Below are 21,903 nucleotides of genomic sequence, written 5' to 3' on the forward strand. Positions count from 1 at the left end.
TTTACGCTTTGAGGAATCCACGATGAGTGAGGCAGAAGCCCGCCCGACTAACTTTATTCGTCAGATCATCGATGAAGATCTGGCCAGTGGTAAGCACACCACAGTACACACCCGTTTCCCGCCGGAGCCGAATGGCTATCTGCATATTGGCCATGCGAAATCTATCTGCCTGAACTTCGGGATCGCCCAGGACTATAAAGGCCAGTGCAACCTGCGTTTCGACGACACTAACCCGGTAAAAGAAGATATCGAGTATGTCGATTCGATCAAAAACGACGTAGAGTGGTTAGGTTTTCACTGGTCTGGTAACGTCCGTTACTCCTCCGATTACTTTGATCAGCTCCACGCCTATGCGATCGAACTGATCAATAAAGGCCTGGCGTACGTTGATGAACTGACACCGGAACAGATCCGCGAATACCGCGGCACCCTGACGCAGCCGGGTAAAAACAGCCCGTACCGCGACCGCAGCGTTGAAGAGAACCTGGCGCTGTTCGAAAAAATGCGTACCGGTGGTTTTGAAGAAGGTAAAGCCTGCCTGCGTGCGAAAATCGACATGGCGTCGCCATTTATCGTAATGCGCGATCCGGTGCTGTACCGCATTAAATTTGCTGAACACCACCAGACTGGCAACAAGTGGTGCATCTACCCGATGTACGACTTCACACATTGCATCAGCGATGCGCTGGAAGGTATTACGCACTCTCTGTGTACGCTTGAGTTCCAGGACAACCGTCGTCTGTACGACTGGGTACTGGACAACATCACCATTCCTGTTCACCCGCGCCAGTACGAATTCTCGCGCCTGAATCTGGAATACACCGTGATGTCCAAGCGTAAGCTGAACCTGCTGGTGACCGACAAGCACGTTGAAGGCTGGGATGACCCGCGTATGCCGACCATTTCCGGTCTGCGTCGTCGTGGTTACACTGCGGCTTCTATTCGTGAGTTCTGCAAACGCATCGGCGTGACCAAGCAGGACAACACCATTGAGATGGCGTCGCTGGAATCCTGCATCCGTGAAGATCTCAACGAAAACGCCCCGCGCGCAATGGCGGTTATCGATCCGGTGAAACTGGTTATCGAAAACTACCAGGGCGAAGGCGAAATGGTTACCATGCCGAACCATCCGAACAAACCGGAAATGGGTAGCCGTCAGGTGCCGTTTAGCGGTGAGATTTGGATCGACCGCGCCGATTTCCGCGAAGAAGCTAACAAGCAGTACAAACGTCTGGTGCTGGGTAAAGAAGTGCGTCTGCGTAATGCTTACGTCATTAAGGCTGAACGCGTGGAGAAAGATGCCGAAGGCAATATCACCACCATTTTCTGTACTTATGACGCCGACACCTTAAGCAAAGATCCGGCAGATGGTCGTAAAGTGAAAGGCGTTATTCACTGGGTGAGCGCGGCACATGCGCTGCCGGTTGAAATCCGCCTGTATGATCGTCTGTTCAGCGTGCCGAACCCAGGTGCTGCGGATGATTTCCTGTCGGTGATTAACCCGGAATCGCTGGTGATCAAACAGGGCTTTGCTGAACCGTCTCTGAAAGACGCGGTAGCGGGTAAAGCATTCCAGTTTGAGCGTGAAGGTTATTTCTGCCTCGACAGCCGCCATTCTACGGCGGAAAAACCGGTATTTAACCGCACCGTTGGGCTGCGTGATACCTGGGCGAAAGTAGGCGAGTAATTTTAAGTTCTACCAGGCCGGGTGAGGCTTTTACGCCGCATCCGGCATGAAACATGCAAACAATCCAAAACGCCGCGCTCTGCGGCGTTTTTATCTGCTTTTCTTCGCGAATTAATTCCGCTTCGCAATTTATCCATAAAACAAATTTAAAATCACAAAACATAATTAAATAAAATGTAACCGCTTTCATCTTGCTGGAATTTCACGTTTTTATTCTTCTGCAAGCCTTTCAACTGCAAACTTAAGCCTTGTAACAAAAATCATCAAAATATGTGCGGTTGCTCATGTTCTTACATTCTGGTTACAGAAAGAGATTGATAATTCGCGTCGCGAAAAATAGTCTGTTCCTGTAGTCAGCGAGACTTTTCTCAACGCTACTTTTTTAATTTTTATTTTTTTCGCTGTTCACCTTTGGTGCAGCAATTTATACGTCAAAGAGGATTAACCCATGCGTACGTTTAGTGGCAAACGTAGTACGCTGGCGCTGGCTATCGCCGGTGTTACAGCAATGTCGGGCTTTATGGCAATGCCGGAGGCTCGCGCCGAAGGATTCATCGACGATTCAACCTTAACCGGCGGTATCTATTACTGGCAGCGTGAACGCGACCGTAAAGATGTTACCGACGGCGACAAATACAAAACCAACCTTTCTCACTCCACCTGGAACGCCAACCTCGATTTTCAGTCTGGTTATGCTGCTGATATGTTCGGCCTTGATATTGCTGCGTTTACGGCGATTGAAATGGCGGAAAACGGTGACAGCTCTCACCCGAACGAAATCGCGTTTTCAAAAAGCAATAAAGCCTATGACGAAGACTGGTCCGGCGACAAAAGCGGTATAAGCCTGTATAAAGCAGCGGCCAAATTTAAATACGGTCCGGTGTGGGCGAGGGCAGGTTACATTCAGCCAACTGGTCAGACGCTGTTAGCGCCGCACTGGAGCTTTATGCCGGGTACTTATCAGGGTGCGGAAGCCGGGGCGAATTTTGATTACGGCGAAGCTGGTGCGTTGAGTTTCTCCTACATGTGGACCAACGAATACAAAGCACCGTGGCATCTGGAAATGGATGAGTTTTATCAGAACGATAAAACCACCAAAGTTGATTATCTGCACTCCATCGGTGCGAAATACGACTTCAAAAATAACTTCGTACTGGAAGCAGCATTTGGTCAGGCGGAAGGGTATATCGATCAATACTTTGCCAAAGCCAGCTACAAATTTGATATCGCCGGTAGCCCGTTAACCACCAGCTACCAGTTCTACGGTACGCGCGATAAAGTTGACGATCGCAGCGTCAACGACCTTTACGACGGCACTGCCTGGCTGCAAGCGTTGACCTTTGGTTACCGGGCGGCTGATGTAGTGGATTTGCGTCTGGAAGGCACCTGGGTTAAAGCCGACGGTCAGCAGGGATACTTTCTGCAACGTATGACTCCAACCTACGCTTCCTCGAACGGTCGCCTGGATATCTGGTGGGATAACCGTTCTGACTTCAACGCCAACGGCGAAAAAGCGGTCTTCTTCGGTGCGATGTATGACTTGAAAAACTGGAATCTTCCAGGCTTCGCCATCGGCGCTTCCTACGTTTACGCATGGGATGCTAAACCCGCTACCTGGCAGAGCAATCCGGATGCGTACTACGACAAAAACCGGACTATTGAAGAGTCTGCCTACAGCCTGGATGCGGTCTACACCATTCAGGACGGTCGCGCCAAAGGCACGATGTTCAAACTGCACTTCACCGAATACGACAACCACTCCGACATCCCAAGCTGGGGCGGTGGTTACGGCAACATTTTCCAGGATGAGCGTGACGTGAAATTTATGGTAATCGCACCATTCACCATCTTCTGATGCCCGACGCGGCAGGTTTTGTGCCTGCCGCACGTTTGAGGAATTTGCTATGAAAAAACTGATTCTCATCGCCATGATGGCATCGGGGCTGGTGGCTTGTGCGCAATCAACCGCGCCACAGGAAGACAGCCGTCTGAAAGAGGCATACAGCGCCTGTATCAACACCGCACAAGGTTCGCCAGAAAAAATTGAAGCCTGCCAGAGCGTGTTAAACGTGCTGAAGAAAGAGAAACAACATCAGCAGTTTGCCGACCAGGAAAGTGTACGCGTACTGGATTATCAGCAGTGTCTGCGTGCAACGCAAACCGGAAATGATCAGGCGGTGAAAGCCGATTGTGATAAAGTTTGGCAGGAAATTCGCAGTAATAACAAATAAGTGAGAGCTGTAACTCTCGCTTTTCTTATTTCCCGTGTATAAAAAAGCCAACCCGCAGGTTGGCTTTTTCTCATTCAGGCTGGCTTATTTGCCTTCGTGCGCGTGCTCATCTTCGCGGCAATCGCCTTCGGCACAGTGACCGTAAAGATAGAGACTGTGGTTAGTCAGGCGAATGCCATGTTTTGCGGCAATTTCACGCTGACGCGCTTCGATGGAGTCATCACTAAATTCGATTACCTTGCCGCAGTCGAGGCAGATCAGGTGATCGTGGTGATGTTGCTGTGTCAGTTCAAATACGGATTTACCGCCTTCAAAATTGTGGCGGGTGACGATACCAGCGTCGTCAAACTGGTTCAGTACGCGATATACCGTAGCCAGACCAATTTCTTCACCCATATCGATCAGACGTTTGTATAAATCTTCCGCACTGACGTGATGGTTGTCCGGCTCCTGAAGAACTTCCAGGATTTTTAAACGAGGAAGCGTTACTTTCAGGCCAGCTTTCTTTAGGGCGGTATTGTTATCAGTCATGCGGAATCTGTCCTGTTACTAAGCGGTTCACTTCATTACGAGAAGTGACAGAATTTGCTCTTGAGATAATGCGTATCATTATAGAATTGCCACGCCTAAATGAAAACCACAAGTCCCTGGCAAATATTGTTAATAAAAACGTGGCACTGCTTACATTTACAACGGCAAGGCCACTTGAACACCGGGACATTGTACAGGTACAACAGCAAAAGTTACAAATTTGTAGCAATTATTTTGATTGGCATTATCTATTAATACGGCGTAGACATGAGTCTACGCCGCATCACATCAGGCATTGAGAATTTCGTCGAGATGCAACTCTTCAGAAATCTGTTTAACCCATTTTTCTACACGTTCAGCGGTCAGTTCCGGCTGACGGTCTTCGTCGATAGCCAGACCGACAAAGTGGTCGTCATCTGCCAGACCTTTTGACGCTTCGAAATGGTAGCCCGCAGTTGGCCAGTGACCAACGATGGTTGCGCCACGCGGTTCAATGATGTCGCGGATGGTGCCCAATGCGTCGCAGAAATATTCGGCGTAATCTTCCTGGTCACCACAACCAAACAGCGCAACCAGTTTGCCGTTGAAATCAATCTCTTCGAGAGTCGGGAAGAAGTCATCCCAGTCACACTGCGCTTCGCCGTAATACCATGTTGGGATGCCCAGCAGCAGAATGTCATATGCTTCCAGATCTTCTTTGCTGCTTTTTGCAATGTCATGGACATCGGCAACGTCTTTACCAAGCTGTTTTTGAATCATTTTTGCGATATTTTCGGTATTACCGGTGTCGCTGCCGAAAAAGATGCCAGTGATAGCCATGAGTGAAATAACCTCTTGAAACTTATTGAAATGGGGGTGGAAAATTGCCCACGGATAAAGGCAATCATAGCAGAACAGGCAGTCTTGCGGAATCAGCAAACGAGCAGGACTGCACACTGTGCTACATGAAAGTGGAAATTTAAACGATGCCCTGACTACGCAGCGCCGCCAGTTGCTGCATTAACATCTCTTCGATCAGTTCGCTACGGCTCATATTGCGCGATTCTGCCAGCTCGTTCAGCGCCTCGACAGCTTCCGCGTTCAGCTTCAGTTCGACACGCTTAAGGCCACGTACTTTGTCGCGTTTTAGCTGGTTGCGTTTATTAATACGCAGCTGTTCATCGCGCGAAAGCGGATTAGTTTTCGGTCGTCCCGGTCGACGCTCGTGCGCGAACAGATCTAATGTCGTACGGTCCGTTTGTTCTTTGGCCATGATCTTGGTGACTTCGGGGGAAACAATCAGCCAGGCCTCTGCCCGGATGGATAGCGCGCCATAATACATCAGCGCGATGAGTCACGCCAACGCCCACGCGCGGAAAGCGACGCGGACGCTGGGTTTTTAATCAGTTGCGTTAATCATTGAGATAGCGACGGATAGCGCGTAATACCGCATCCGGTTTTTCAGCATGGACCCAGTGACCCGCGCCAGCAATCACATGCGCCCGCGCCTGTGGAAATTGCGCCAGTAAATCATCACGATACTGCTCGCTAACATACGGAGAATTGCCGCCTGGGATAAACAGGGCAGGGTGATCCCATGCCGGGATTTTCTCCCAACCCACAATATGCGGATACTGTTCCCACAATACCGGCACGTTAAAGCGCCACTCCCCGTCAACAAAAGATTTCAACAGAAACTGAATCACCCCTTCTTCATTAAGATGCTGGCGCATTATTGCTGCTGCTTGCTGGCGAGTTTGTGCGTCCGATTCACTGACTGCGTTGATAGCCGCGAAAATCTCATCATGACGGCGTACGTGATAGTCGACCGGCGCGATGTCAATCGCCACCAGTTTATCGATGCGATCGGGGGCCAGTGCAGTAAGTGCCATTACCGCTTTACCGCCCATGGAGTGACCGATAAATGTTGCTTTATCGATCTGCAGTGCATCCAGGGTATCAACAAGATCCTGCGCCATCGCCGGGTAATTCATTACCGGATCTCTCGGTGAAAGACCGTGGTTACGCATATCAACCTGGATGATATTGTGATCGTTTACCAGATCGCGAGCTAGTACGCCAAGGTTGTCGAGGCTGCCAAACAGACCATGGACAAGAACGATGGGAGAATTATTGTGCTGGTTTTGTGCAGTTTGCGCGCGGATATTCAATTTCATGGCAAAGTTCTTTTTTTCGCGTTGTCGGGTTAGGGTATTATGTTGACCATTGTGCCACAGGGCTGCAACAAATAAGGTTTATTCCGAGTTTTTCTGCAAGCCAGGCTTGACGCTATCCGCTGCCGGGATTTATTCATATACTCCTGGCGACTTGTATTCAGCTAAGACACTGCACTGGATTAAGATGAAAACGATTGAAGTTGATGATGAACTCTACAGCTATATTGCCAGCCACACTAAGCATATCGGCGAGAGCGCATCCGACATTTTACGGCGTATGTTGAAATTTTCCGCCGCATCACAGCCTGCTGCTCCGGTGACGAAAGAGGTTCGCGTTGCGTCACCTGCTATCGTCGAAGCGAAGCCGGTCAAAACGATTAAAGACAAGGTTCGCGCAATGCGTGAACTTCTGCTTTCGGATGAATACGCAGAGCAAAAGCGAGCGGTCAATCGCTTTATGCTGCTGTTGTCTACACTATATTCTCTTGACGCCCAGGCGTTTGCCGAGGCAACGGAATCGTTGCACGGTCGTACACGCGTTTACTTTGCGGCAGATGAACAAACGCTGCTGAAAAATGGTAATCAGACCAAGCCGAAACATGTGCCTGGCACGCCGTATTGGGTGATCACCAACACCAACACCGGCCGTAAATGCAGCATGATCGAACACATCATGCAGTCGATGCAATTCCCGGCGGAATTGATTGAGAAGGTTTGCGGAACTATCTAAAACGTTGCAGACAAAGGACAAAGCAATGGCAATCCACAATCGTGCAGGCCAACCTGCACAACAGAGTGATTTGATTAACGTCGCCCAACTGACGGCGCAATATTATGTACTGAAACCAGAAGCAGGGAATGCGGAGCACGCGGTGAAATTCGGTACTTCCGGTCACCGTGGCAGTGCAGCGCGCCACAGCTTTAACGAGCCGCACATTCTGGCGATCGCTCAGGCAATTGCTGAAGAACGTGCGAAAAACGGCATCACTGGCCCTTGCTATGTGGGTAAAGATACTCACGCCCTGTCCGAGCCTGCGTTCATTTCCGTTCTGGAAGTGCTGGCAGCGAACGGCGTTGATGTTATTGTGCAGGAAAACAATGGCTTCACTCCAACGCCTGCCGTTTCCAATGCCATCCTGGTTCACAATAAAAAAGGTGGCCCGCTGGCAGACGGTATCGTGATTACACCGTCCCATAACCCGCCGGAAGATGGTGGTATCAAGTACAACCCGCCAAATGGTGGCCCGGCTGATACCAACGTCACCAAAGTGGTGGAAGACAGGGCCAACGCACTGATGGCCGATGGCCTGAAAGGTGTGAAGCGTATCTCCCTCGACGAAGCGATGGCATCCGGTCATGTGAAAGAGCAGGATCTGGTGCAGCCGTTCGTGGAAGGGCTGGCCGATATCGTTGATATGGCGGCGATTCAGAAAGCGGGCCTGACGCTTGGCGTTGATCCGCTGGGCGGTTCCGGTATCGAATACTGGAAGCGCATTGGCGAGTATTACAATCTCAACCTGACCATCGTTAACGATCAGGTCGATCAAACCTTCCGCTTTATGCACCTCGATAAAGACGGCGCGATCCGTATGGACTGCTCCTCCGAGTGTGCGATGGCGGGTCTGCTGGCACTGCGTGATAAGTTCGATCTGGCGTTTGCTAACGACCCGGATTATGACCGTCACGGTATCGTCACTCCGGCAGGTTTGATGAATCCGAACCACTACCTGGCGGTGGCGATCAACTACCTGTTCCAGCACCGTCCGCAGTGGGGCAAAGATGTTGCTGTCGGTAAAACGCTGGTTTCATCTGCGATGATCGACCGTGTGGTCAATGATTTGGGCCGTAAGCTGGTAGAAGTCCCGGTAGGTTTCAAATGGTTTGTTGATGGTTTGTTTGATGGCAGCTTCGGCTTTGGCGGCGAAGAGAGTGCAGGCGCTTCCTTCCTGCGTTTCGACGGCACGCCGTGGTCCACCGATAAAGACGGCATCATTATGTGTCTGCTGGCGGCGGAAATCACCGCTGTCACCGGTAAGAATCCGCAGGAACACTACAACGAACTGGCAAAACGCTTTGGTGCGCCGAGCTACAACCGTTTGCAGGCAGCCGCGACTTCCGCACAAAAAGCGGCGCTGTCTAAGCTGTCTCCGGAAATGGTGAGCGCCAGCACCCTGGCAGGCGACCCGATCACCGCGCGCCTGACGGCGGCACCGGGCAACGGTGCTTCTATCAGCGGTCTGAAAGTGATGACTGACAACGGCTGGTTCGCCGCGCGTCCGTCAGGCACGGAAGACGCGTACAAGATTTATTGCGAAAGCTTCCTCGGTGAAGAGCATCGCAAGCAGATCGAGAAAGAAGCGGTTGAGATTGTTAGCGAAGTTCTGAAAAACGCGTAAACACATTAAATAAGAAAAAGGGCGGTCGGAAGATCGCCCTTTTTTGCTTTGCTTAATTAACCGTGTTTATTTTTCAGTTCAAAGCGTGGTGAGACCAGACCATACAGTGTCCAACCGAGGAAGGTCACGATGGAACCGTATAGCATGGCTTCTTCCCCGGATGAGTACAGCGCATAAAAGCTGTACATCGCGCCAACAAAAGCAACAAAGTTTGCAACTTTCGCTTTTGAGGGGGGCACATTAGCGACCTTCTGAATAATGACTAATGCCGCCATTGACAGAATATACGGAATGATATTGGTCACCACGGCCAGGTTAACCAGCACGTTGAACTGACTGTTTAGCGACGGGCTAATCGTCATCAGCGCCAACCCGCTCTGGATAATCACAATGGTCAACATTCCCTGCACCGGTGCATCCACTTTGGTTACACGGGAGAAAATTTTAGGGAAGTAGCCTTCATCAGATGAAGATTTAAACACCTGGGCAATGGTGAACTGCCAGCCAAGCAGCGAACCGCAGCAGGACATCACCATCAGCGCCATAATGACTTTACCCACTTCTGGCGTGAACATCTGTGCGAAGGCCAGGCCAAATGGTGCCGTTGAATTTGCCAGCTCCATATTAGGCACAATCCCGGCAATCACGTTGGTGGAGACGATATAAATCACCGCCGCACCTAACGTACCGCCGAGTACCGCGATTGGCACATTACGTTCCGGGTTTTCCACTACATCAGTATTCGCACACGCAGACTCCAGACCAAGAAAAGCCCACAGCGTCATAGCGATGGAAGAACCTACCGCACTGAAGAACGGTGCATGATGCGGATTCCAGGAATCAACGTAAAGCGTCGGGCTAAACCAGAACCAGCCGATAACGCACAGGCCTACCACCGGAATAATGACCCCCCACACGGTAATGCTACTGATTTGCCCGGTAATGCGCGCACCACCAAAGTTAGCCACGGTACAAATCCACAGCACCCCGATGGTCGCAAGACCAATCTGCACTGGCGACAAACTCGCGCCGAGCAGTTCGGTGCCGTAACCAACCGCCGAAATAGCAATCGCGACGTTAGCAATCAGCAGTGAGACGCCGTAGGTATAGTTCGCCATAAAGTTACCGGATTTACCGAAAGCATACTCGGCATAACCGCCCATACCACCTGATTTACGGCTGAACATACCGCATTTTGCGAATGCCCATGCCAGTGCCATTGAGCCTACGGCTGTCACCAGCCAGGAGATAATTGAAATTGTCCCAACTTCGGCAAGCTTTGTCGGCAGCATGATGATACCGGAGCCCATCATGTTGACCATCGTCAGTATGGTTAACTGAACGACGCCCATTTTGTTCGATTTAGCCTGACTCATAATTTTTCCCCTTTCAACAGGGTGCTTTGCGCATCACGAGGCTTGATGACATAGCACCAAACTTGCTTACGACCATCATGTTCTTCGATATAGACACCCTGCAGCTCCGGTGCAAAACCTGGCAGCAGGTTGATCCCTTCTTCCAGAGCGCTGAAGTAACGCAAAACAGCACCACCCCAGATTTCACCCGGAACAACACACAGCACACCCGGAGGATAAGGAAGCGCACCTTCTGCAGCGATACGGCCTTCTGCATCCGGCAGACGAACCAGCTCCACTTCACCGCGTAAATAGGCGTAGTTAGCTTCTTGCGGATTCATGCTGACGCGTGGGAAGTGTTCCTTACGGAACATCTCTTTTTGCAGTTGTTTCACGTTGTGGCGGGCATACAAATCATGCATTTCCTGGCACAACTGACGAAGCGTATAACCGGCGTAGCGCTCTTCATGCTGTTTGTAGATGGAAGGTAGCACTTCCGCCAGCGGCGCATCAGATTCCAGCAGTTTTTCGAAGCGTACCAGCAGGGCAACAAGTTGCTGAAGTTTGGCCATATCTTCTGCTGGAGTCAGCAGGAAGAGGATGGAGTTAAGATCGCATTTTTCCGGCACTACGCCATTTTCGCGCAGGAAATTAGCAAGAATCGTCGCGGGTACACCGAACGCTTCATATTCGCCGTTACGTGCATCAATACCTGGGGTTGTCAGCAACAGTTTGCACGGATCAACAAAGTATTGATTCTCTGCATAGCCTTCAAAAGAATGCCAGTGTTCCCCTGGTACAAACTGGAAGAAGCGCAGATCAACCGCAATTTGCGCTGTTTCATACGACTGCCAGGGTTTACCATCCACCAGTTCAGGTACGAACGGACGAATATGCTGACAGTTATCGAGGATCAGTTTGCGGGCATTAATGCCATTTACCACACAATCCATCCACATATTACGACCGCTGACACCTTCATGCATTTTGGCGTTGATATCCAGTGCGGCAAACAGCGGATAGAACGGGCTGGTGGAGGCGTGCATCATAAAGGCGTTGTTCATGCGTTTGTGCGGTACATAACGCTGTTGCCCTTTGATGTGGTTGTCTTTTTTATGGATTTGTGAAGTTTGAGAAAAACCAGCCTGCTGTTTATGTACGGATTGCGTAACCAGAATACCCGGACCGTTCTCATTAAGATCCAGCAACAGTGGTGAACAGTCCGCCATCATCGGGATAAACTGCTCATAGCCGACCCATGCGGAGTCAAAGAGGATGTAGTCACACAGATGACCAATTTTATCCACCACCTGACGGGCGTTATAAATCGTACCGTCGTAAGTGCCTAGCTGAATAACGGCGAGGCGGAAAGGACGAGCCTCTTTTGCCCGCTGCGGTGCAACTTCTATAATCAGCTCACGCAGGTAACTTTCTTCAAAACAGTGAGCGTCAATACCACCGATAAAACCATACGGGTTACGTGCGGTTTCCAGATAAACCGGTGTCGCGCCAGCCTGTAGCAACGCACCGTGGTGGTTAGATTTATGGTTATTGCGGTCAAACAACACCAGATCGCCCGGCGTCAGCAATGCGTTTAAGACCACTTTATTAGAAGATGAAGTACCGTTTAAAACGAAATAGGTTTTATCGGCATTAAAGACTTTAGCCGCATGTTGCTGTGCAATGCATGGCGCGCCTTCGTGAATCAGCAGATCGCCCATCGCTACGTCGGCGTTGCACAAGTCAGCACGGAACAGCGCCTCACCAAAGTATTCCACGAACTGATTGCCTGCCGGATGGCGACGGAAAAACTCACCCCCCTGATGACCAGGGCAGTCAAAAGCACTATTGCCCTGATTAACATAATCGACCAGTGCGCGGAAGAAGGGCGGGCGCAGTTGCGTTTCATAATGGCTTGCAGCGGTTTCTAACTGACGTCCATAAAACTCTTTACGTGATTCGCAATGTTCGAAGACACCAGAAATACGTGGCAGATATTCTGCGGGTACACGTTCTTCATTTTCCGTTGCAATAAAAACAGGAATGCCATAGCCAGTAGCGTCTATTTCATCGAGTTTTCCACGTTCCACATCATTGACCGATAAAATAATGGCGGCAACGTCAATATAATTACTTTCGTCAATATTCACGCATGTGCGATGAGTTGAAAAACAATCCGGGCAAGAACGACTAACGGCAATTTTTAATTCTGACATTTTGTTCATCTCTTTATTTCAGGTAATAGCAGGTCCTCAATTTCTCAAAGGAGAAATCGATCACGCCGGAAAAAAAGCAAAACCCCACCGCTGATAAATAAATCAGTAGTTTGCTTTTTGTAGATGCAATAACCCAGACCAGCCCGGTAACTGGCTATACTCGTCATACCTCAAGTTGCAAGTGCTGCGACTCGAATTATTTAGAGTTTAAAAGGGTTAGCAGTATATGAGCACCGAGGGATACAGGTATTAACCTGTAATGCTTAAAGTCAGGGAGACCTGTACGTTGGGGTGCCCTTTAGTCAGAAGACTAGCGGGCATTAAAGAAATGAAAGTCAAAACTATTACGATGGGCAAACTTCATGATATGGGTTGTCCGCCTTATATGAGGCATTAAGCGGTTATTATTTTCCATTTACCTTTACCTCTTGCTGTGTCAGTTGAAGGTAGAGTTATTCTATCCATGAAATGGCTATAATCTGTGAAGAAGATCAACAAAAAACGATCATACCCCAGATAATAAATCATTAATTATGAATATTGCCATATTAGATGCTGTTTTGTTACTTAAATGTTGTAATTTCGTGTTTTATATTTGCGTTAAGAAATTAAACCTGCCAAATAATAATATTTGGAGCAGGTTTAATAATAAATTAATCACTATTAAAGCGAATTTATTGAATAACAATTCAAAGCATAAACCGATACCCAATACCGGTTTCAGTAATGAAGTGGCGGGGGCGGGCGGGATCTTGCTCCAGTTTTTGTCGCAGATGCCCCATATAAATACGCAAATAATGACTGTGTTCGACCGCGTTTGGCCCCCACACCTGGTTAAGGAGCTGGCGCTGGGTGAGCACTTTTCCCGCATTATTAAGCAACACTGCCAGCAGGCGAAACTCAATTGGGGTGAGATGCACCTCTTCCTCACCGCGATGGATCACGCGGGCGGCTAAATCGACGGTAATATCGGAAAATTTCACCAGCGGATCGGGCGCAGCGGTGGCGGAGTGGCGACGTAAAGCGACGCGCAGACGGGCCTGCAATTCGCCAATACCAAATGGCTTACTCAGGTAATCATCCGCTCCGGCATCCAGCGCGGCGATTTTATCGCTCTCTTCGCTACGTGCGGAAAGCACAATCACCGGCACCGCGCTCCACTGGCGCAGGTCGCGGATAAACTCAATCCCATCACCATCGGGCAGGCCGAGATCGAGAATAATCAAATCTGGCTTACGGGTTGCCGCTTCCAGCAAGCCGCGTTGCAGCGTTTCGGCCTCAAAGACGCGCATACCGTCGCCCTCCAGCGCCGTGCGCAGAAAGCGACGAATAGCCTGTTCATCTTCAACAATCAGAACGTTTGTCACATATCCTCATGAAATTCTTCAAGTTCAGGGGCAGTTTGCTGGGGAAGTGTAACACGAAAACAGGCACCACCTTCCGGTCGGTTGAACGCGGTAATGGTGCCGCCGTGTACATCCACAATCGCCCGACAAATTGCCAGCCCAAGCCCGACACCCGGTACCGCCGACTCTTTATTTCCGCGAGCAAACTTATCAAATATCGTCTGCTCCTGGCCTGGCGGAAGACCGGGGCCGTTATCCCAGACATCCAGTTGTAGCTTCTCGCCCTCAACGTGGGCATCGATACCAATTTCGGCCTGCGCCCCCGCGTATTTCACCGCGTTCTCCAGCAGATTAATCAGCACCCGTTCAAAGAGCGGCCCGTCAACGTGGATTAAGGTCAGCGGTTCTGGCAGAGAAAGATTGATGGGCGACGATAAACCCGGTTCCAGCATTTGCAGCGCGCTGCCGACCACTTCTTCCAGCGTTAACCACTCTTTCTTCAAATTAAAGCCGCCGGACTGAATTCGCGCCATATCCAGTAGATTATTCACCAGTCGGGTCGTGTTCAGCACATGCTGGCGAATCTCGCTGGCCTGGCGGGCGTGAGGCGATCCTTCGCTTGCCAGATCGAGCGTTAAGATTTCTGCCTGACCGAACAGCACCGTAAGCGGCGTGCGTAAATCATGCGAAAGCGCCGCCAGCAGGGCGTTGCGGATCTGTTCTCGTTCGCTTGCCATCCGCGCCTGTTCTTCGCTGGCGGTCAGCGTCAGCCGCTCAAGCGCATTGGCGACTAACAGCGTAAATGTCTCCAGCAGGCGCTGCTGTTCCGGGATCATCAACTGACGCAGATTCCCCGGTTCTACCACCACCAGTCCGTAGGTTTTCTCGCCGCTTTTTAACGGCAGAATCTGGTACGGTACACCGGGTAACGTGTCGGTGCCCGCGCCCGCAGGCAGGCCTTTATCAAAACTCCACTGCGCGATGGCATCGTCCCACGGCGTCATTCCTTGCGGATGTGTTAACGGCTGCAATTTACCGTTGTCATCGGGCAACAACACCTGACTGCGGGCATGAAACGTGGAGGCAATAAATTGTTCGCTGGTGGCGGCGATGTCCTGCGGACTGCGGCCCACAGCCAGAGCTTTCGACATTTCATATAAGTGCCGTGTGCGTTGCTCGCGGTAACGGGCTACCCGCGCCTGATAACGCACACCCGCAGTAAGGTTCCCGATCACCAGCCCGACGGTTAACATCACCGCGAAGGTCAGCAGATATTGCACATCAGAGACGGCGAGCGTGCCGCGTGGGGCGATAAAAAAGAGATCGAAACTCACCACATTAATAACGGTGGCAACCACCGAAGGCCAGCGTCCATAAAACAGCGCCACCACCACCACGCCAAGCAGATACAGCATCACCAGGTTGGCGGCATCAAACGCCATCAGCCACTGCATGGCAATTAAGGTGATAACGGCGCATAACGCGGCGGCAACCACGCATCCCTGAATCTGTACCCGCCACTTGTCTTTAAAAGAGCGGCTATCCGGCGCGTTGTTTATCGTGCGGGCGGGTGGTTCATCAAGCGCGACCAGCACCTGATCGAGATCGGGGGCGATTCGCGCCAGTCGGTCAGCAAACGTTTCCCGACGCCACCAGCGGCGCGAGGCCGGGCGACCGAGAATAATCTTGCCGAGATTATGTTCACGGGCATAACGCACTACCGCTTTCTCTTCCGCTGGATCAGAAAGTGTTGCCGTCTCCGCGCCCAGCTCCTGCGCCAGACGTAAGGCGCTGAGAATTGCCCGACGTTTTTTCTCCGGTAAGCGGTGCAGGGCAGGGGTTTCAACATACACCGCGTGCCAGACGCTTCCCAGCCGTGACGCCAGCCGCGCCGCCGCGCGGACCAGTTTTTCGCTGCCGGTGTTATGCCCGATGCATAAAAGGATCGCGTCGCGCGTGTGCCAGACTTTCTCTTCGCCAGGATGCCCCCGCCAGGCGCGCATTTGCTCATCAACGCGATCGGCAGTACGGCGCAGTGCCAGTTCGCGCAGGGCGATCAGATTGCCTTTGCGGAAAAAATGTTCAATGGCGCGCTCCGCCTGCCCGGCAATATAGACTTTGCCTTCTTTCAGCCGCTGGCGCAGATCGTCTGGGGGCAAGTCCACCAGCACCACGTCGTCGGCGGCATCGAAAAAAGGATCGGGCACGGTTTCCCGAACCTGAATTCCGGTGACGCCGCTGACCACATCATTCAGACTTTCCAGATGCTGAACGTTGACGGTTGTGAAAACATCAATGCCAGCTTCCAGCAGTTCTTCGATATCCTGCCAGCGTTTAGGATGACGAGAACCTGGCGCATTACTGTGCGCCAGTTCGTCCATTAAGATCAGCGCCGGACGGCGGGCGAGGGCGGCATCGAGATCAAACTCGCTGATATGCCGCCCACGGTACGCCTGGCGTTTTAACGGCAGAACAGCCAGCCCTTCCAGCATGGCGGCGGTATCTTTTCGCCCGTGGGTTTCTACCACGCCAACCACAATATCCAGCCCTTGCGCCCGCAGTCGCTGGGCTTCTGCCAGCATCGCCCAGGTCTTCCCGACGCCTGCACAGGCACCGAAGAAAACTTTCAGCTTCCCCCGATGCGGCGCGGCAGTTTGTTCCAGCAGACGATCGGGGTCGGGACGTAAGGGTTCGTTATTCATCAAGCTTATCCAGCGCCAGATTGAGTTCGACAATGTTGACGACCGGCTGGCCGATATATTTCACCAACGGTTGTTGGCTGTATTTTGCGATCAGTTGCGTGAGCTGTTCAACGCTGAGATTACGCGCTTTCGCCACGCGTGGGATCTGCCAGGCCGCCGCTTGCGGGGTGATGTTATTGTCCAGCCCGCTTGCCGATGCCGTCACCAGTTCAACCGGAACGTTCGCGCTGGCATCCGGGTTAGCGGCCCGTAATGCAGCAACGCGTGCGGCTATTAGTTTATCCAGCTCAGGGTTACTGACCGCCAGATTGCTCCCGCCAGAAGCCTGTGGATTATAGGGCATTTCTGCCGTTGCCGACGGGCGACCATGAAAATAGCCGTTGCCGGAAAAATTCTGCCCGATTAATGCCGAACCGCGCACCGTATCACCTTCACGAATCAACGAACCGTTGGCCTGCCAGGGAAACCACCATTGCCCCAGCGCGGTGGTCAGCAGCGGGTAAACGCCGCCAGTAATCAGTAACAAAAAGAGAAATGTCGATAATGCCGGACGTAATCCACGCATGGTAAACCTCACACCAGACCGCAAACGGTCAGCAGTAAATCAATGACTTTGATACCGATAAACGGCACCAGCAGCCCACCCAGACCGTAAATCCATAAGTTACGGCGCAACATGGCAGAAGCGGTAAGCGGTTTATAACTCACGCCTTTTAACGCCAGGGGAATCAAAAAGACGATAATCAAGGCGTTGAAAATCACCGCACTGAGGATTGCGGAGTCGGGCGAATGCAGGCGCATGATGTTCAGCGCATTTAACTGCGGATACGTTGCCGCGAATGCCGCCGGAATAATGGCGAAGTATTTCGCCACATCGTTGGCAATGCTGAAGGTGGTCAGCGAGCCACGGGTCATCAGCATCTGTTTGCCAATATGTACCACCTCGATCAACTTGGTCGGGTTAGAGTCGAGATCCACCATATTGCCCGCTTCTTTCGCCGCCTGAGTACCGGAGTTCATCGCCACCGCGACATCTGCCTGCGCCAGCGCCGGAGCATCGTTGGTGCCGTCGCCGGTCATCGCCACTAAACGGCCTTCTGCCTGATACTGACGAATCAATGCCAGCTTGGCTTCTGGTGTCGCTTCGGCGAGGAAATCATCGACGCCCGCTTCCGCAGCAATCGCGGCGGCAGTCAGACGGTTATCGCCGGTAATCATCACCGTTTTAATGCCCATTTTACGCAACTGCGCGAAGCGCTCTTTAATACCGCCTTTGACGATATCTTTCAGCGCAATAACGCCAAGCACATGGGAGCCTTCTACTACTACCAGCGGCGTGGCTCCCTGACGCGCAACCTGATCGACTTTTTGATCAACATCGGCAGGGAAGTGACCACCATTAGCCTCAACATGGCGGCGAATGGCATCGACAGAACCTTTACGGATCATGCGGTTGTCGATGTTGATCCCGCTCATCCGGCTTTGCGCAGTAAACGGTACAAAGGTGGCATGGAGCGACTGCACATCGCGCTCGCGCAGGTTAAAACGCTGCTTGGCGAGGATCACAATACTGCGACCTTCCGGCGTTTCATCAGCCAGTGAAGCCAGTTGTGCGGCGTCAGCCAGCATTTTTTCATCCACGCCCTGCGCAGGGATAAACTCCGATGCCTGACGGTTACCTAGCGTGATGGTGCCGGTTTTATCCAGCAGCAGGACGTCAACGTCACCCGCCGCTTCAACTGCACGTCCGCTGGTGGCAATCACATTCGCGCCCAGCATCCGACTCATCCCGGCGACGCCGATCGCTGACAACAGACCGCCAATGGTCGTTGGGATCAGACAGACCAGCAGCGCCACCAGTACCGTTACACTGACTGCATTACCGCCCCACGCGGAAAACGGCCACAGCGTGGCGGTTGCCAGTAAAAAGACGATAGTCAGGGCAATCAGCAGGATGGTCAGGGCAATCTCGTTTGGCGTTTTACGTCGCTGCGCGCCTTCCACCATCGCGATCATCCGATCCAGAAATGTCTCGCCGGGGTTAACGCTGCACTCAATCACCAGCCAGTCAGAAAGAATACGCGTGCCGCCAGTGACGGAGGCAAAATCGCCGCCGGATTCACGGATCACCGGTGCCGATTCCCCGGTGATGGCGCTTTCATCGACCGATGCGCCCCCTTCAATGACTTCACCATCGCAGGGGATAATATCGCCAGCTTTCACCAGTACGATATCGCCTTTACGCAGTTGATCGGCGGGAACTTTGTCCGCCGCAGCGCCATATTTCGGCTCACGCAGCTTGCGGGCAAAGGCAGTTTTTTTCACCCCTTTCAGACTGTTGGCCTGCGCTTTACTGCGGCCTTCTGCCAGCGCCTCGGCGAAATTAGCGAACAGTACGGTGACCCACAGCCAGCCGCTAATTGCCGCGCTAAACAGCGCATTGCCAGGCATCGCACCGCTTGCCATTGCGATGCAAATACAGGTGGTCAGCAAACTGCCGATCCAGACGATAAACATCACCGGATTGCGCCATTGTGCCTGCGGGTTTAATTTTTTCACCGCTTCTTTCAGCGCCTGAACGGCAAGTGTTGGTTCGAATAGCGCCAGTTGTTTACGACTCATATTCAGTGCTCACTCAATATCATCAGGAGAGATATTCCGCCACCGGGCCAAGCGCCAGGGCAGGGATAAAGGTCAGTGCGCCAACCAGCAACACGGTGCCGATTAACAGGCCAACAAACAGCGGGCCGTGCGTAGGCAGTGTGCCGGAGCTGGCGGGTTGGCTCTTTTTACTCACCAGCGAACCAGCAATTGCCATCACCGGAATAATCACCCCGAAGCGACCAACAAACATGCAGAACGCCAGCAAACAGTTCCAGAATGGGGAGTTGGCGCTTAATCCGGCAAAGGCGCTGCCGTTGTTGTTAGCGGCGGACGACACGGCGTACAGCACTTCGCTAAAACCATGCGGGCCCGGGTTGAGGATGGCGCTACGTCCGGCGTCGGTCATCATTGCCAGCGCCGCGCCCATCAGCACCAGCGTCGGGGTGACCAGAATCGCCAGTGCGGTCAGTTTCATCTCGCGTACGTCGATTTTTTTACCCAGATATTCCGGTGTACGACCAATCATCAGCCCGGCAATAAACACCGCCAGCAGGACAAACAGCATCATGCCGTAAAGACCAGAACCGACACCGCCGAATACCACTTCACCAATTTGCATCAGCCACATCGGCACCATGCCACCGGGGGCGGTAAACGAATCATGCATCGCAATCACCGCGCCGCAGGAAGCCGCCGTAGTCACGACCGCAAACAGGCTACTGACCAGCACGCCGAAACGGCTCTCTTTACCTTCCATATTGATGCTGCTGTCCGCGCCCAGTGCCAGCAGATGAGGATTACCCTGAACTTCTGCCCACATCACCACGCCTACGCAGATGACAAAAATCACTGACATCGCCCACAGTAACATGCGCCCCTGGCGGCGATCGCCCGCCACTTCACCAAAGGCAAAGCACAGCGCTGTTGGGATCAAGAAGATCGCCAGCATCTGCACGAAGTTGGTCAGTGCGGTTGGGTTTTCAAACGGATGCGACGAGTTGGCATTAAAGAAGCCACCACCGTTAGTGCCGAGCATCTTGATCGCTTCCTGAGAAGCCACCGGACCCATTGGTAACAGCTGTTGCGCTCCTTCAACGGTATTCACTGCCTGATAGGGCAGAAAGTTTTGCAACGCACCTTGTTGAATAAAAAACAATGCAATCAACAACGCCACAGGGACTAGCACCCATAACGTGATGCGTAACAGATCGACCCAGGCATTCCCGAGTGTGCTCATGCTCTGGCGGGTAAACGCACGGATGAGGGCAAAAATCACCGCAATCCCGCTGGCGGCAGAAAGAAAGTTTTGCACCGTTAAGCCCGCCATCTGGCTGAAATAGCTCAACGTGGTTTCACCGCTGTAAGATTGCCAGTTGGTATTCGTGACAAAGCTGACGGCGGTATTCAGCGCCAGATCCCACGACAGCCCCGGCAACTGCTGTGGATTAAGCGGCAGATAGTGCTGACCGAGCAACATAAAAAACAGCACCGCCAGCCCCAGTATATTCAGGCCAAGAATGGCTGAGAGATACTGCTTCCAGTTCATCTCGCGGTCAGAGACGCCAAGCGCGCTAAAGAGTACGCGTTCAACGCCCGTCGTACCAGGAAGAGGAATATCATTAATCAGCCGCGCCAGCCCGCTACCTAAGGGACGCGCCAGCACCATTAATACCAGTAAAAACGTGGCAATTAGTAAGAACCCTTGCGCAGCCATCAGAATGCCTCCGCATTGATCAGGGCATAAACCAGATAACCCAGTAATAAAAACACCAGCAACACGCCGGTTATCACGCCTGCACTCACAGTGCACCTCCAGTGGCCTAAAAGTGATACCGGAAGGGTAGAATTCTGGCTGCAAAGATTTCGCAAAAATCTGCGGGCGGGGTGTAAAAAAAGTATAAAAATGGCAAAAGCCATGATTTAACTGATGGTTAGTATTAATTTAACTTTTGTGTAACTTAATTACAGTGTGAATGTCAATAAACCATCAATAAGCAAAAATAAGTGGTCGGATGAGTAGTAAAATTACACAAAAGGCGGTACTATTTTCATCAGATAAACAAATTCATTTTTCCGGTGCCATTCACCGGGTAGATACAAAAGGGGGAGAAAAGTATGGAACTCTACAGAGAATATCCTGCATGGCTTATCTTTTTACGCCGTACTTATGCGGTTGCAGCGGGCGTTCTGGCGCTGCCTTTCATGCTTTTCTGGAAAGACCGCGCCCGCTTTTACAGCTACCTGCACCGCGTCTGGTCGAAAACCAGCGAGAAACCGGTGTGGATGGATCAGGCCGAAAAGGCAACTGGTGATTTTTACTGATTGCTAAATATTACGTTCAAAGAAAAGAAAACCGCCAGCGGAAACGCTGGCGGTTTTTTTGTCGGGAAGACGTTCAGGTAAGTATTTATACATCGCATTACCCAACCGAAATATATATTCATGAAATATATATAAATATTTTCCTAATTGTTCTTATCTGACAGATATCTCACTTAAGGCTTTCTTATAAATCTGTAGGGTTTCGCCTGTCAGCAGACAAATAACCCGATAAAACAAGGATGAGCAGATGAGCGGAAAACCGGCGGCGCGTCAGGGCGACATGACGCAGTATGGCGGTAGCATTGTTCAGGGTTCTGCCGGGGTACGTATTGGTGCCCCCACCGGCGTGGCCTGTTC

Annotated in this window: 22 protein-coding genes; 7 read left to right on the forward strand and 15 right to left on the reverse strand. The window is 51.8% G+C overall.

Annotated features, from left to right (window positions below; translation table 11 throughout):
* Positions 1 to 22: 22 nt before the first annotated feature.
* The 3 genes from glnS to chiQ all read left to right on the forward strand — a co-directional run bounded on the left by glnS (position 23) and on the right by chiQ (position 3,918).
* The gene (gene glnS / locus ACJHYD_RS17965) at positions 23 to 1,687 is read left to right on the forward strand and encodes a glutamine--tRNA ligase (protein WP_001287134.1); all 1,665 of its coding nucleotides are present in this window, start codon (positions 23 to 25) and stop codon (positions 1,685 to 1,687) included.
* 448 nt (positions 1,688 to 2,135) lie between these two features.
* On the forward strand, positions 2,136 to 3,542 hold the full coding sequence (gene chiP / locus ACJHYD_RS17970) for a chitoporin ChiP (protein WP_001258844.1): 1,407 nt from the start codon (positions 2,136 to 2,138) through the stop codon (positions 3,540 to 3,542).
* A 49-nt stretch (positions 3,543 to 3,591) separates the two neighbouring features.
* Complete coding sequence (gene chiQ / locus ACJHYD_RS17975; protein WP_000733592.1) at positions 3,592 to 3,918, forward strand: ChiQ/YbfN family lipoprotein; 327 nt, start codon at positions 3,592 to 3,594, stop codon at positions 3,916 to 3,918.
* 84 nt (positions 3,919 to 4,002) lie between these two features.
* On the opposite strand, the gene fur is transcribed toward chiQ, so the two are convergent.
* The 5 genes from fur to ybfF all read right to left on the reverse strand — a co-directional run bounded on the left by fur (position 4,003) and on the right by ybfF (position 6,605).
* Positions 4,003 to 4,449 carry a ferric iron uptake transcriptional regulator gene (fur, locus tag ACJHYD_RS17980; protein ID WP_000131702.1) on the reverse strand — a complete coding sequence of 149 codons (447 nt, stop codon included), beginning with the start codon at positions 4,447 to 4,449 and terminating at the stop codon, positions 4,003 to 4,005.
* Positions 4,442 to 4,528: a fur leader peptide gene (uof, locus tag ACJHYD_RS17985; RefSeq protein WP_032144081.1), complete on the reverse strand. Its 87-nt coding sequence runs from the start codon at positions 4,526 to 4,528 to the stop codon at positions 4,442 to 4,444. The genes fur and uof overlap by 8 nt, the downstream gene beginning before the upstream one ends.
* A gap of 209 nt (positions 4,529 to 4,737) precedes the next feature.
* The gene (gene fldA / locus ACJHYD_RS17990; protein WP_001018618.1) at positions 4,738 to 5,268 is read right to left on the reverse strand and encodes a flavodoxin FldA; all 531 of its coding nucleotides are present in this window, start codon (positions 5,266 to 5,268) and stop codon (positions 4,738 to 4,740) included.
* Between the two features lie 139 nt (positions 5,269 to 5,407).
* Positions 5,408 to 5,701 carry a LexA regulated protein gene (ybfE, locus tag ACJHYD_RS17995; RefSeq protein WP_001300829.1) on the reverse strand — a complete coding sequence of 98 codons (294 nt, stop codon included), beginning with the start codon at positions 5,699 to 5,701 and terminating at the stop codon, positions 5,408 to 5,410.
* Positions 5,702 to 5,840: 139 nt separating this feature from the next.
* Positions 5,841 to 6,605, reverse strand: a complete 765-nt coding sequence (ybfF, locus tag ACJHYD_RS18000; protein WP_001550797.1) for an esterase — start codon at positions 6,603 to 6,605, stop codon at positions 5,841 to 5,843.
* 184 nt (positions 6,606 to 6,789) lie between these two features.
* Between ybfF and seqA the strand changes: the two genes are divergently transcribed.
* Positions 6,790 to 7,335: a replication initiation negative regulator SeqA gene (gene seqA, locus ACJHYD_RS18005; RefSeq protein ID WP_000848387.1), complete on the forward strand. Its 546-nt coding sequence runs from the start codon at positions 6,790 to 6,792 to the stop codon at positions 7,333 to 7,335.
* Between the two features lie 25 nt (positions 7,336 to 7,360).
* A complete protein-coding gene (gene pgm / locus ACJHYD_RS18010; protein WP_001550798.1) occupies positions 7,361 to 9,001 on the forward strand; it encodes a phosphoglucomutase (alpha-D-glucose-1,6-bisphosphate-dependent) in 1,641 nt (546 codons plus the stop codon).
* A gap of 56 nt (positions 9,002 to 9,057) precedes the next feature.
* On the opposite strand, the gene potE is transcribed toward pgm, so the two are convergent.
* The 10 genes from potE to kdpF form a co-directional block, all read right to left on the reverse strand.
* Positions 9,058 to 10,377, reverse strand: a complete 1,320-nt coding sequence (potE, locus tag ACJHYD_RS18015; RefSeq protein WP_000075850.1) for a putrescine-ornithine antiporter — start codon at positions 10,375 to 10,377, stop codon at positions 9,058 to 9,060.
* Positions 10,374 to 12,572, reverse strand: coding sequence for an ornithine decarboxylase SpeF (gene speF, locus ACJHYD_RS18020; RefSeq protein ID WP_001550799.1), 2,199 nt, complete (start codon positions 12,570 to 12,572; stop codon positions 10,374 to 10,376). Before speF ends, potE begins: the two co-directional genes overlap by 4 nt.
* 310 nt (positions 12,573 to 12,882) lie before the next feature.
* Positions 12,883 to 12,987: a leader peptide SpeFL gene (speFL, locus tag ACJHYD_RS18025; protein WP_001312672.1), complete on the reverse strand. Its 105-nt coding sequence runs from the start codon at positions 12,985 to 12,987 to the stop codon at positions 12,883 to 12,885.
* On the reverse strand, positions 12,966 to 13,100 hold the full coding sequence (locus ACJHYD_RS18030; RefSeq protein WP_001299172.1) for a hypothetical protein: 135 nt from the start codon (positions 13,098 to 13,100) through the stop codon (positions 12,966 to 12,968). The genes speFL and ACJHYD_RS18030 overlap by 22 nt, the downstream gene beginning before the upstream one ends.
* A 161-nt stretch (positions 13,101 to 13,261) precedes the next feature.
* Positions 13,262 to 13,939, reverse strand: a complete 678-nt coding sequence (kdpE, locus tag ACJHYD_RS18035) for a two-component system response regulator KdpE (protein WP_001550800.1) — start codon at positions 13,937 to 13,939, stop codon at positions 13,262 to 13,264.
* A complete protein-coding gene (kdpD, locus tag ACJHYD_RS18040; protein WP_001328700.1) occupies positions 13,936 to 16,620 on the reverse strand; it encodes a two-component system sensor histidine kinase KdpD in 2,685 nt (894 codons plus the stop codon). Before kdpD ends, kdpE begins: the two co-directional genes overlap by 4 nt.
* Complete coding sequence (gene kdpC / locus ACJHYD_RS18045; RefSeq protein ID WP_001550801.1) at positions 16,613 to 17,185, reverse strand: K(+)-transporting ATPase subunit C; 573 nt, start codon at positions 17,183 to 17,185, stop codon at positions 16,613 to 16,615. The genes kdpD and kdpC overlap by 8 nt, the downstream gene beginning before the upstream one ends.
* A gap of 8 nt (positions 17,186 to 17,193) precedes the next feature.
* Positions 17,194 to 19,242 carry a potassium-transporting ATPase subunit KdpB gene (gene kdpB / locus ACJHYD_RS18050; protein WP_001550802.1) on the reverse strand — a complete coding sequence of 683 codons (2,049 nt, stop codon included), beginning with the start codon at positions 19,240 to 19,242 and terminating at the stop codon, positions 17,194 to 17,196.
* Positions 19,243 to 19,264: 22 nt separating this feature from the next.
* A complete protein-coding gene (kdpA, locus tag ACJHYD_RS18055; protein ID WP_001550803.1) occupies positions 19,265 to 20,938 on the reverse strand; it encodes a potassium-transporting ATPase subunit KdpA in 1,674 nt (557 codons plus the stop codon).
* Positions 20,938 to 21,027 (reverse strand): K(+)-transporting ATPase subunit F, encoded by a 90-nt coding sequence (kdpF, locus tag ACJHYD_RS18060; protein ID WP_001272653.1) that lies wholly within the window; start codon positions 21,025 to 21,027, stop codon positions 20,938 to 20,940. Before kdpF ends, kdpA begins: the two co-directional genes overlap by 1 nt.
* A gap of 312 nt (positions 21,028 to 21,339) precedes the next feature.
* On the opposite strand from kdpF, the gene ACJHYD_RS18065 reads away from it, so the two are divergent.
* Positions 21,340 to 21,546, forward strand: a complete 207-nt coding sequence (locus ACJHYD_RS18065) for a YbfA family protein (protein WP_000424926.1) — start codon at positions 21,340 to 21,342, stop codon at positions 21,544 to 21,546.
* 247 nt (positions 21,547 to 21,793) lie between these two features.
* On the forward strand, positions 21,794 to 21,903 hold a 110-nt coding region (locus tag ACJHYD_RS18070), incomplete at its 3' end, for a hypothetical protein (RefSeq protein ID WP_001372263.1).

The sequence above is a fragment of the Escherichia sp. WS1368 genome (assembly GCF_046487485.1).
Lineage (GTDB): Bacteria > Pseudomonadota > Gammaproteobacteria > Enterobacterales > Enterobacteriaceae > Escherichia > Escherichia coli.

What these genes read in the sequence shown, in the direction of transcription:
- kdpC (WP_001550801.1), bottom strand. Translation starts at nt 17,185, where the DNA reads ATGCGTGGATTACGTCCGGCATTATCGACATTTCTCTTTTTGTTACTG.
- speF (WP_001550799.1), bottom strand. Translation starts at nt 12,572, where the DNA reads ATGTCAGAATTAAAAATTGCCGTTAGTCGTTCTTGCCCGGATTGTTTT.
- ACJHYD_RS18030 (WP_001299172.1), bottom strand. Translation starts at nt 13,100, where the DNA reads ATGATTTATTATCTGGGGTATGATCGTTTTTTGTTGATCTTCTTCACA.
- pgm (WP_001550798.1), top strand. Translation starts at nt 7,361, where the DNA reads ATGGCAATCCACAATCGTGCAGGCCAACCTGCACAACAGAGTGATTTG.
- potE (WP_000075850.1), bottom strand. Translation starts at nt 10,377, where the DNA reads ATGAGTCAGGCTAAATCGAACAAAATGGGCGTCGTTCAGTTAACCATA.
- ACJHYD_RS18065 (WP_000424926.1), top strand. Translation starts at nt 21,340, where the DNA reads ATGGAACTCTACAGAGAATATCCTGCATGGCTTATCTTTTTACGCCGT.
- uof (WP_032144081.1), bottom strand. Translation starts at nt 4,528, where the DNA reads ATGATACGCATTATCTCAAGAGCAAATTCTGTCACTTCTCGTAATGAA.
- kdpD (WP_001328700.1), bottom strand. Translation starts at nt 16,620, where the DNA reads ATGAATAACGAACCCTTACGTCCCGACCCCGATCGTCTGCTGGAACAA.
- fldA (WP_001018618.1), bottom strand. Translation starts at nt 5,268, where the DNA reads ATGGCTATCACTGGCATCTTTTTCGGCAGCGACACCGGTAATACCGAA.
- glnS (WP_001287134.1), top strand. Translation starts at nt 23, where the DNA reads ATGAGTGAGGCAGAAGCCCGCCCGACTAACTTTATTCGTCAGATCATC.
- ybfF (WP_001550797.1), bottom strand. Translation starts at nt 6,605, where the DNA reads ATGAAATTGAATATCCGCGCGCAAACTGCACAAAACCAGCACAATAAT.
- speFL (WP_001312672.1), bottom strand. Translation starts at nt 12,987, where the DNA reads ATGGAAAATAATAACCGCTTAATGCCTCATATAAGGCGGACAACCCAT.
- fur (WP_000131702.1), bottom strand. Translation starts at nt 4,449, where the DNA reads ATGACTGATAACAATACCGCCCTAAAGAAAGCTGGCCTGAAAGTAACG.
- chiQ (WP_000733592.1), top strand. Translation starts at nt 3,592, where the DNA reads ATGAAAAAACTGATTCTCATCGCCATGATGGCATCGGGGCTGGTGGCT.
- seqA (WP_000848387.1), top strand. Translation starts at nt 6,790, where the DNA reads ATGAAAACGATTGAAGTTGATGATGAACTCTACAGCTATATTGCCAGC.
- ybfE (WP_001300829.1), bottom strand. Translation starts at nt 5,701, where the DNA reads ATGGCCAAAGAACAAACGGACCGTACGACATTAGATCTGTTCGCGCAC.
- chiP (WP_001258844.1), top strand. Translation starts at nt 2,136, where the DNA reads ATGCGTACGTTTAGTGGCAAACGTAGTACGCTGGCGCTGGCTATCGCC.
- kdpA (WP_001550803.1), bottom strand. Translation starts at nt 20,938, where the DNA reads ATGGCTGCGCAAGGGTTCTTACTAATTGCCACGTTTTTACTGGTATTA.
- kdpB (WP_001550802.1), bottom strand. Translation starts at nt 19,242, where the DNA reads ATGAGTCGTAAACAACTGGCGCTATTCGAACCAACACTTGCCGTTCAG.